Source organism: Protofrankia symbiont of Coriaria ruscifolia, assembly GCF_900634745.1.
In the GTDB taxonomy this organism is placed as follows: Bacteria; Actinomycetota; Actinomycetes; order Frankiales; family Frankiaceae; genus Protofrankia; species Protofrankia californiensis.
Genome location: NZ_CAAAFR010000088.1, coordinates 18,122 through 28,236, shown reverse-complemented (window position 1 = coordinate 28,236; position 10,115 = coordinate 18,122). Strand labels below are relative to the sequence as shown.

The 10,115-nt window shown below is 68.8% G+C and carries 10 protein-coding genes; 7 read left to right on the top strand and 3 right to left on the bottom strand.

Going from position 1 to position 10,115, the window contains the following annotated elements:
- The first annotated feature begins 469 nt into the window (after window positions 1-469).
- The 5 genes from CV1CTNOD_RS11575 to CV1CTNOD_RS11560 all read left to right on the top strand — a co-directional run bounded on the left by CV1CTNOD_RS11575 (window position 470) and on the right by CV1CTNOD_RS11560 (window position 5,252).
- Window positions 470-862: a hypothetical protein gene (locus CV1CTNOD_RS11575; protein ID WP_131786113.1), complete on the top strand. Its 393-nt coding sequence runs from the start codon at window positions 470-472 to the stop codon at window positions 860-862.
- Window positions 863-864: 2 nt separating this feature from the next.
- Window positions 865-1,488 carry a hypothetical protein gene (locus CV1CTNOD_RS11570; protein WP_131786112.1) on the top strand — a complete coding sequence of 208 codons (624 nt, stop codon included), beginning with the start codon at window positions 865-867 and terminating at the stop codon, window positions 1,486-1,488.
- A 719-nt stretch (window positions 1,489-2,207) separates the two neighbouring features.
- Complete coding sequence (locus CV1CTNOD_RS26570; RefSeq protein WP_242606608.1) at window positions 2,208-2,384, top strand: hypothetical protein; 177 nt, start codon at window positions 2,208-2,210, stop codon at window positions 2,382-2,384.
- 99 nt (window positions 2,385-2,483) lie between these two features.
- Window positions 2,484-3,071: a hypothetical protein gene (locus tag CV1CTNOD_RS26565; protein WP_242606607.1), complete on the top strand. Its 588-nt coding sequence runs from the start codon at window positions 2,484-2,486 to the stop codon at window positions 3,069-3,071.
- A gap of 255 nt (window positions 3,072-3,326) precedes the next feature.
- Window positions 3,327-5,252, top strand: coding sequence for a DNA polymerase (locus CV1CTNOD_RS11560; protein ID WP_431607100.1), 1,926 nt, complete (start codon window positions 3,327-3,329; stop codon window positions 5,250-5,252).
- A 709-nt stretch (window positions 5,253-5,961) separates the two neighbouring features.
- Here CV1CTNOD_RS11560 and CV1CTNOD_RS27340 read toward each other — a convergent pair.
- Both CV1CTNOD_RS27340 and CV1CTNOD_RS11555 read right to left on the bottom strand, forming a co-directional pair.
- Window positions 5,962-6,087, bottom strand: coding sequence for a transposase (locus CV1CTNOD_RS27340; RefSeq protein WP_165485455.1), 126 nt, complete (start codon window positions 6,085-6,087; stop codon window positions 5,962-5,964).
- Window positions 6,088-6,236: 149 nt separating this feature from the next.
- Window positions 6,237-7,199 carry a GlxA family transcriptional regulator gene (locus CV1CTNOD_RS11555; protein ID WP_131786110.1) on the bottom strand — a complete coding sequence of 321 codons (963 nt, stop codon included), beginning with the start codon at window positions 7,197-7,199 and terminating at the stop codon, window positions 6,237-6,239.
- Between the two features lie 172 nt (window positions 7,200-7,371).
- Between CV1CTNOD_RS11555 and CV1CTNOD_RS11550 the strand changes: the two genes are divergently transcribed.
- Window positions 7,372-8,424 (top strand): NADPH:quinone reductase, encoded by a 1,053-nt coding sequence (locus CV1CTNOD_RS11550; RefSeq protein ID WP_131786109.1) that lies wholly within the window; start codon window positions 7,372-7,374, stop codon window positions 8,422-8,424.
- Between the two features lie 144 nt (window positions 8,425-8,568).
- Window positions 8,569-9,102, top strand: coding sequence for a hypothetical protein (locus CV1CTNOD_RS11545; protein ID WP_131786108.1), 534 nt, complete (start codon window positions 8,569-8,571; stop codon window positions 9,100-9,102).
- Between the two features lie 85 nt (window positions 9,103-9,187).
- Here CV1CTNOD_RS11545 and CV1CTNOD_RS11540 read toward each other — a convergent pair whose 3' ends face one another.
- Complete coding sequence (locus tag CV1CTNOD_RS11540) at window positions 9,188-10,051, bottom strand: NAD(P)H-binding protein (RefSeq protein ID WP_131786107.1); 864 nt, start codon at window positions 10,049-10,051, stop codon at window positions 9,188-9,190.
- Window positions 10,052-10,115: the final 64 nt, after the last annotated feature.

Sequence of the window (10,115 nt, the reverse complement as noted above, 5' to 3'; positions counted from 1 at the left end):
GGCCTGAAGGCCGGGGCATCCTCCGGAGTTCTCGGTGACGCAGCCGCCGGCAGGAACACTCGGTAGATCTTCCGGACGACGGACCGCTTCCAACAGCAGACGATCCCCCGTGGGGTTACGCCTTCCGCGATGCGTCGCTGCTGGTAAGCACGGGTGCGGGCGTCATATCCGACATCCATGGGCGTGGCGTACCGGATCCCGGCACGCCACGCCGCGCAGACCTCCGCGCAGCCACCGATTCCTCCTCTCGATCACGACCACCCGACCCCTCGAACAGAGATCAGATACGAGCGATGCGGCGGCTGGCGACGAACGCCCCGGTCGATGGCGTGCCGGGAAGGCGAGGTTTCCGCCAGCCCCAATGCTCACGGAGAGCGTTTCCGCGACCAGGGATAGTGATTTGGTTGACGAATCATGATCTATTTAGGTTAACTTAACTTGAAAATTAAGCTTTCCTGAAGGAGGATGCGTGTTCCAACGAACAACCCTTCTCGCATTGCCTGTCTCCCTGGTACTCGGCCTCGCCGCCTGTTCCGACGATTCGACGACCGACACCACGACGACATCCCCGGGACACCCGGCAAGCAGCTCGACCGCAGCCCCCACCGCGCTGCCGGAGGGCGTGATCGAGCAGTACAGGACACTCGCAAAGGAAATCCGGTCCGAGGGAGGAGAAGTCCAGACCGGGCCGTGGCGGATCGCCTATATCGTCGAGCCCGCCGAAAGCTGGTACGAGGGCAGCCGCGGGCAGCAGGTGCTCCGCAAGCCCCCCGCCGGCGAGACACACCACGTAGAAGGTCACACGCCCGCGTTGACCAGCGGCGCGACTGCCACCTTCACCGACGTCGCGCTCAAGCGCTGACCATGAGCGATCATGAGGGGACGGCTCCCGAGCGGCTCGTTTCCCTGCCCGCGGACCCACGACCTGTTCCAAGCCTGATCATTACCCGGACCTCCCCGCCCGGCGGCGGGGTTCTGCCACGGTGGATCTGTTTCCTCGCGACCGGGGCAATGGTCATCCTCGGATGGGCGGCAGCCGTCTGGACCGCCAGCCACCTCACCGCCGACCCGGTCCTGCACACCGTCGCCCTGTTCGTGCATCTCGCCGCGCTTGTGGGCGGGTTCGGCGCGGTCCTTGCCATCGACTTCTTCGCACTGTTGTGGCTGTCCGGCCGACGCAGCTTCCCGGACGTCATCCAGGTGGCCGACGGCCTGCACGCGCTGATCTGGGCCGGGCTGGCGGGGCTCGTGCTCAGCGGTGTCCTGCTGCAACCGGACCTGTCCGCACCACTGACACGGGTGAAGATCGGCCTGGTGCTCCTCATCGCACTCAACGGCCTGCACATCCAGGCGGTCCAGCACCGGCTGGAACAGCCTGCCGCCGTTGCGTCCCGGATGCTTCTGACCCGATCAGTGATCAGTAATATGCTGTCCCAGGTCGGATGGTGGGGTGCGATGGCCATCGGCTATCTCAACAGCCAGAACTGACCGGTCATCGCAGCCGCCGTCGGGTCTCCTGACGGCAGGGCATAAGGAGCAAGCGGGTTAAAATGTAACAGTTCAGCGGCACACCCTGGATCCCAGCCGTACCGTACTTCGTCAACTGGCCAAGACATGCCAGCGGGAAACTCACCGTCCACGCCTGCGTATGCACCCAGGGCTTCGGCAGATTGACTTTTCGTTAAAGATCGAATACTTAAAGTGGGCGTGGTTGTTCGGTCTGTGTAAGTGATCCGGGTGATCCGCCGGTGCGTTCTTCCGGCCGACGGCATAGGGGCGCCGGTTTCTCCGTCTGCTGTCGGAGAGTCTTTTTGGATGAGCGGGTTCAGGCTGTCCGGCTACCGGCCTCGGCGCACCTCCGGCCCCGGTTTTCTGTGGGGGTGCGGCGTGTCGTTCTCATGGGAGTGGCCTCCTGCCTGGGATGGCGACAGTCGCCAAACCAAAACCAGCCAAACCAACTCACGAAGAGTGGACGCCGATGCTCCCATCTGTGACTTTACCGCCGTCGTTGGCGGTGCTGCTGACCACCCTCCAGCCGTGTTTCACCGCACCGACGTTCGAGACGTTCCGCGCCCTGGTGGGAGGAATGCTGAGCCAGACCGGCCGGCGCACGGTGTGCGGGATGTTCATCGGCTCGGGACTGTCACAGGACTGGCCCCACGACCGGGCGCACTGGTTCTTCCTCCCGCCTGCACCTGGCCACCACCATGGTCACCGCCCTGGCCGACGCACTGCCCGACCGGCGGCTACACGTGGTCGCCGACGCCGCCTACGCCGGCGAACAACTCCGCACCCTGCCCACCACCGTCACCTGGACCACCCGGCTACGCACGGACGCCGCCCTGTTCCGGCTGGCCCCACCACGCACCGGCCACTGCGGCTGACCCCGCCTCAAAGGCGACCGGCTACCCAGCCTCACCCAACTCGCCGCCACCGCGACCTTCACCCCTACCCGGGTACATCGCTACGGCCAGACCGTCACCGTGCACACCGCCACGATCACCTGCCTGTGGTACGGAGTGTTCGGGCCGCGGCCCGTCACCGTCCTCCTCGTCCGTGAACGCACCCACCGCATCCCCCGCGGCGGCTACGACCTGGCCCTGGTCACCACCGACATCACCATCAGACCCGCCCCGCTCGTCGCACGTTACGCGGCTCGATGGTCGATCGAAATAATGATCGAAGACGCTAAGCAGACCTTCGGGGTTGGCCAGGCCCGTAACCGCGTGCAACGCGCGGTCGAGCGCACCGTCCCGTTCGGACTGGTCTGCCAGACCCTGGTCATGCTCTGGTACGCCACCGCCGGCCACCATCCCGCCAACGTCACCGATCATCGCGAGCGCGCTCCCTGGTACACCACCAGGACCAACCCATCGACCGCCGACATGATCGGTAAGCTGCGACGGGTCCTGATCGCCACCAAATATCAGGTCACTCACCCCGAGCAGCCGACACCAAGGGCAGCCACCTGCCCTGTGAGATGTTTCTCACTGCCCAACCGGCCGCATTCTGTAACGTCTTGCACGGGATATTTCCCGCGACGCCACGGATTTTCCGACCGCAGCCGATGACGCCCGCAGGCTCGAGATAGACACCCGCATGTTCATCGAGAAGAAAAAGGACTGCCGCGGGTGCGCGAGGACGTGGAACACGCTCCAGAGTGATATGCAGAGAAAGTTCGGCTTTTTCGACTTCGATATTCTCTGACCATGAATTCCCGGTGCATCCGACCGGCGCGCCGTGACGGATGTGGACGGATTACCACGGCTGGGGCGAAGCCACGTCCCCGGCGCAGGGTCCACGGGCGCGAAGATGAGCGGATGGGGATGCCGCTGCTGACCGCCGGCGAGGTCGCCCACGCCCTTCATGCGGCCGGGGTCGGACGGCGGGACCCGGTGGCGGTCGTCGTGGTCGCCGGGGCGGGAGCCGGGCTGGCCTCCGAGCGGGGCGGCTGGGCGGTGCGGGCCTGCCAACCGTCCGCCGTCCTGACCGCGATCGAGACCGCCTGCGCGCCCCGGTGGGTGTGGTGGTCGGCTCGGGGGACGGCGGCGCCGCTTGTCGCCGCCGGCGTGTATATGGCCGCATGCTGGGACCTGGCCGCCGTCCACCGGGTGTTACACGGGGGACGGCGGGACGACCCCGGCGCGCTATGGGCCGCCGCCCGGGGGCTGCCACCACCCGCCGGTGACGGGAAGGCGGCGCGAGGTGGGCAGCTCGACCTGCTGGCCGCGGCGGAGGACGCGGCCGACGGGGAGGACCCGGACGAGCCGGTCCGCGGCGACGGCCAGCTCCGCCGCGACTGGGCGGACGAGACGTGGACCCGGCCCGGCCGCGGCGACCCGGCCGGTCGGCTGCGCCGGGCTGCCCGTTTCGCGCAGCTCGCCCTCGTCGTCCGGGCGGCGCAGGAGCGTGCGTTACGCCAACTGGATGACCCGCGGACGCGGGCGGGCGGCACGCGGACGGCGGGCAACCCACAGACACCGGCGGACGGCACACAGGCTGCGGGTGGCACGCCGTTGGCGGTGCTGACGGCCTGGGCGGAGTCCGCGGCGGAACTGCTCGCCTGCGAGCTGGAGCGGGACGGGCTGCCGCTGGACCGCACGGCCGCCCAGCAGATGATCGCCAGGGCTGCCGGCCTCCGGCCGCGGGACGACGCCGAGGAGGCAGCCACGCGGCGAGCACGGGACGCTCCGGTGCTGGCCCACCTCGGCGGCGGGGTGGATCTGCGTAATCCGGCGGAGCTGCGAGCCGCCCTGCTCAGCCTGGGCATCGACGTCCCGGACACCAGGTCGGCTCGACTGAAGCCGCTGCGCGACGTCCACCCGGTCGTTTCGGCGTTGCTGACCTGGCGGAAGGCCGAGCGGATCGCGACCACCTACGGGTACCGCTGGCTGGACAGCTATGTGGGGCCGGACGGCCGGCTGCGCGGCGGCTGGCGCGGCAGCGACGGTGCCGGCGGGCGCATGACCGCCCAGGCCGGGCTGCATAACCTGCCCGCCGGCCTGCGGGTCGCCGTGGCGGCCGAACCCGGTCACCGGATCGTGCGGGCCGACCTCGGCCAGATCGAGCCACGGGTGTTGGCCGCCGTCTCCGGTGACCCTGCGTTGGCCCGGGCGGCCGGGGACGAGGACATGTACGCGCCGGTGGCGGCCCGGCTCGGCTGCGACCGACCCACCGCCAAGGTCGCGGTCCTGGCGGCGATGTACGGGCAGACCTCCGGTGTCGCCGGCGCGGCCCTGCGCCAGATGCGGCAGGCATACCCCCGCGCCATCGCCTACCTGGACGCCGCCGACGCCGCCGGTCGGGCCGGCCTCGATCTGCGGACGTTCGGCGGCCGGCTGATCCGCACCGCCCCGTCGGCCCCTGCCGGCTCGGCCCCCGCAGGCTCAGGCCCCACCGGCTCGGATCGGGCCGGCTCGGATCGGGCCGGCGGGCCCCAGGTGGACACGGATCGGTCGGCGGCCGCGCGCGGCCGGTTCGCTCGCAACGCCGTCATCCAGGGTGCCGCGGCCGAGTTGTTCAAGGCGTGGGCGGTCACCGTCCGCCAGGAACTTCTCCCCCTCAGCGGCACGATCGTCCTCTGCCTGCACGACGAGCTGCTGCTGCACGTCCCCGCCGACCGGGCGGAGGACGCCGTGCTGCTCACGCACCGGACGCTGGCCGCGACCGCCGCCTACTGGGCGGCCGGAAGCCGGGTCCGGTTCGTCGCCGACGTTTCCGTGATCGACAGATGGTCGGACGCCAAGAACTGACGGATGCCGGCCACGTCCCGTGCGGATCATCTTCGTGGGACGATCAGTGCGTCACGACCTGTACCGCCGTCTCCGGTCCGCGCCGTCGCGTCCGGCCCATCGGCGGCGGTGAATCTATTGTGCGCGGTTGAGACCTCGGGCCCGGACCGGACGCGGGACAGCCGCAAACCCTGGACGGCGAATGATCGCAGCCAGTACAGTCCCGCTCGAAGCAGGCGGGTGTCGATGGGGGCTGTTCGTGAGCGTGGACGATCCGGTCGCGGGCGATGCGGAGCACTGGCTTCCGGCAATGGCGACACAGGCGCTCGGCCTCGAACACCCCAAAGATCAAATTTGCGGAAGATGCCGTCAACACCGTTGACTACGATATCCGCCTCGGCATGGATTTCTGCGGGCGTCGGCCGATCGGGGCATATGACCTGATGGTGATAGCGGCGGGTCGTGGCCGGTGGTGGCACACCAGAGCACCGCCAGAGCCTGGTAGGTCAGCCTGAACGGGACGGTGCACTCGACAGCGGTCTTCACGCGCTGTCGCGTGCACCGACACCTCCCAGGTGATCAGGCCACGGGCGTCCGCCAGGGTCTGCAACCAGGTCAGGATCGTCTTCCACGTTCCGTCCCGCTGCCAGTCCCGAAAACAACCCGTGGACTATGCGCCAGTGCCCGTAGCGGGCCGGCACGCCCCGCCACGGCGCACCCATCCGGGTCGTCATCGGATGTCGTCGGTCAACTGACGTTTCAACCATGGCGACGGACGGCCCGGTTTCTTCTTCTCCGTCGGCAGCAGCGACTCCAGCACCGCCTGCTGCTCGTTCGTCAGGTCACCCTGCGTCATACAGTGACGGTAGCCGTTTGGCCACAAAACCAGATCAAGGGGGAATCGCACACCCCTGCTCCTCAAACGGAACCGGCCCGTCGAGGACAGCGCGCCCTCCCAGCACCGGGTTCGGGGCGGTATGAGCAGCCGGTTGGTTGGTTGGTTGGTCAACGGTTCCGGGCGCGGAAGGTACGCCGATAGACGGCCGGTGAGACGCCGACAAAGGTACGGAAATGCTGTCGGAGGGAGATGCCGGTGCCGAACCCGGCTTGTCGGGCGACGAGGTCGATCGGCAGGTCGCTGCTTTCGAGAAGGTGCCGGGCGCGTTCCAGTCGCTGCCCGGTCAGCCATTGGCCGGGGGTCAGGCCGACTTCGTCGCGGAACCGCCGGGTGAAGGTGCGTACGCTCATGCTCGCGTGGGCGGCGAGCTCAGCCAGGGACATCGGTTCCGGCAGGCGTTCGAGCGCCCAGGCACGGGTGGGAGCGGTGCTGGCGGCCGATGGTGGAGGGACGGGACGTTCGATGTACTGGGCCTGTCCTCCGTCACGCCAGGGCGGCACGACGCAGCGGCGGGCCGCGCGGTTGGCGACCTCGCTGCCGTGGTCGCGGCGGACGAGGTGCAGGCACAGGTCGATGCCGGAGGCGGCACCCGCCGAGGTGAGCACGTCGCCGTCGTCCACGAAGAGCACATCGGGATCGACCTTCACCTGGGGGAACATCCGCTGGAAGCGGTCGGCCTCAAGCCAATGGGTGGTGGCCGGTCGACCGTCGAGCAGACCCGCGGCGGCCAGGAGGTACGAGGCCGTGCAGATCGACACGATGCGTGTACCCGCCGGGATGCGGGCAAGTGTGCCGGCTACCGGCTCGGGCAACTGCCCGTGGGGGCCGATCTCGAGCGGATGGACGGGTGGGATGACGATGGTGTCCGCCGCCGCCAGGATCCCAGCGGGGTGGTCGACAGCGATGGTGAAGCCCGCATCGGTGCGTACCGGCCGGCCGTCGACGGTGCAGACGACCACGTCGTAGAGCGGCTCGCCGTCTGACCCGACGGCGGCAGCGAAGATCCGCGCTGGAATGCCGAGTTCGAACGGGATGACTCCGTCCAGGGCGAGCACGGCGACCCGATGCATGGCCAGATCCTATCGGATGGTGTCTTGCGGGCCACTTCCGGAAGATCAGGTGCCGGGTCATCCTGGTGTGGTGGCTCGGCTCCCCGCACAGGGGAGACGGGGACGTGACGACCTTCCCGCCGACTGTCCTGATTTTTCTGTTTTGTCATGATTATCCTGGAAGGAACGCTGCATGAAGGCGATCGTGTACGAGCGGGTCGGGGGATCCGATGTGCTGCGGCTGGTGGAACGGATGGAGCCCGAGCCGGGGCCGGGCCAGGTCCGTGTCCGCATCGCCGTGTCAGGAGTGAACCCGACGGACTGGAAAGCCCGCCGGGGAGCACTGGGGTCGTCGCTCCCGCCAACGGGTCTGGTTCCCAACCAGGATGGCGCCGGCACCGTCGACGCGGTCGGCGAGGGGGTCGATCCCGCGCGGGTGGGACAACGTGTGTGGATCTGGGAAGCGGCCTGGCAGCGAGCCGACGGCACCGCGCAGGAGGCGGTGGTGCTGCCAGCGCGCCAGGCGGTGCCGCTGCCCCTGGACGCCTCGTTCGATCTCGGGGCGAGCCTCGGCATCCCGGCCATGACCGCGCACCGCGCCCTCACCGTCCACCCGGACGGTCCGTCCGTCCTCGGACCGTCCGCGCTGGCCGGCCGGACCGTGCTCGTCGCCGGCGGCGCGGGAGCGGTCGGGCACGCCGCGATCGAGTTGGCGCGCTGGGCCGGAGCGAACGTCGTCTCCACCGTCAGCTCTCCGCAGAAGGCAGCGTTGGCCTCCGCGGCCGGCGCGCACCACGTCATCAACTACCGCACACCGGACGCAGCCGAAGCGATACGCAAAACCGCCCCTGACGGCGTCGACATAGTGGTCGAGGTGGACCCCATCGTGAACGCCGAGCTCAACCAGCAGGTCATAGCCCCGAACGGAGTCGTCACCATCTACGCCGACACCAGCGGCTCGCAGCTGACCGTTCCCCTCAGGCCGCACATGTTCGCCAACACCCGCCTACAGTTCGTGCTCGTCTACACGATGCCCGACGCGGCGAAGCGCCAAGCCGTCGGGGACGTGAACGCCGCCGTGGCCGCGGGCGCCCTGCGGGCCGGCGAAGACGCCGGGCTGCCGGTACACCGCTTCCCGCTGACCGAGACAGCCGCCGCGCACGACGCGGTCGAGGGCGGCGCGGTCGGGAAGGTGCTCATCGACATCCACCATGACGAACAGCCGGAGCCACCGACCTCGCAGTAATCGCCGAGCAGGACCTGCGTTACGGCGACGCGGACAGTTCAGCCCTCTCCGGTCGCGGCGCCCCCTGCATCCTCACGCTGAAACGCAACCATCCTGGCCTGGTCGTCCGGCGGGCCGCTCTGCCATGGAAGGAGATCGGTCCCGGTGACCGGGGCAGCGACCGCGGCCCTGCTGCTCACCGCCGGGAACAATCCGGACCGGCTGGCCAACGCCGCTCTCCACCGAATCGTCATCGTCCGGCTCCGCTGGCAGGCCCGTACTCGGGCATATCAGCGGAGCCGGACGACGGAAGGCCGGACCCCTCAGGAGACCGTCCACTGCTTGAAGCGGTATGTCGCCCGGGAGATCTACCACGCACTCCCGCGGGCAGCTCTACCGATCACTTCAGCGAACGCAGTCATGGCGCGGCCGAACAACGGTCTTCTTGGGTTGATGTCACCGGTTGCCGGGCTTGTCGCCGCTCTTCGGTGTCCTCGGATCACGATTAGCTCCTTCTGCAAAGCGGCCGCTCAGGGGGCCGAGCAGCTCACTTCTCGAGCATTTCATCTGAGGGGTGGGTTTATTTTCTTCGATCCGATTTCCGACACCCTGCCACGCACGCCCATCCGTGGCCACGGCTTTGTCACCGCAGCCTTCCTTGGCCTGGCGCCCGCGGAGCTGAAGACGGGTCGCCATTGATCCGCCGGTAATCGCGAATCGTGAGTTTCATCTCCCGCTCCATGGGTGAGGGTGTTCTGGTCGATCGGGTCCCATGGCGCAACGGTCAGGAGGAGTGCTTTCCCGCCGGTTCGCCGAAGTCGGCGGTGTGCTCGGTTGCCCAGTCCGCGAAGGTGAGCGCGGGGCGGTCCAGGATCTGCGCCACGGTGTCCGAGGACGGTCCCGGCTGCGTGGCGTAGTCGGCCAGGGAGCCCAGCAGCCTGTCCGGGATGTCTTCGGGAAGACCCTGGGCGAGCATCGCCCGGCGGACCTGGTCGGGAGGGAGTTCCTCGAAGGACAGCGGTGTGCCGAGGGCCTGGCCGATGAGGCGGACCTTGTCGCGTTGGGTGAGTGACTGCGGGCCGGTGAGCAGGTAGGAGTGTCCGGCGTGGTCAGCGTCCACCAGTGCCCGTACGGCAACCGCGGCGATGTCGCGCTCGTGGATCGTTGAGGTCGCCGCGTCGCCGTAGGCGCCGCGCACAATGCCGGTCGAGCGGATCTGCGGCGCCCAGGCCCGTGTGTTGGAAGCGAAATCGGTGCAGCGCAGGATGGTCCATGGCAGGCCGGAGGCGGTGACGGCGTCCTCCACCGCCTTGAACTCCTCGGCGAAGCGCCGGTACCCGGCGGGATGTTCCACGGTTACTGCCGAGAGCGCCACCACGCGCTGCGCGCCGTGCTCGGCGGCCAGTGCCAGCAGTTCGGCGGTGGCGGCTCCAACTGCGCGCGGGCTGACCAGGACCGCCTCGACCCGGCGCAGCGCCGAGGTCAGCGTCGTCGGGTGGGACGGGTCGCCGCCCACTACGGCGGCCCCGTCGGGTAGCGCGGCGGTGGCGGGATCGCGGGTGACGGCTACTGCCTTCTCCCCCTCCGCCAGCAGCAGGTTCACCACCTCACGCCCGACGTTTCCCATCGCCCCGGTAATCAGGATCATGGTAACCCCTTCATCTGTATAGGTGGCCCTCCTCAGGTACCTTGTTCCCTGTAGATCGAATAAT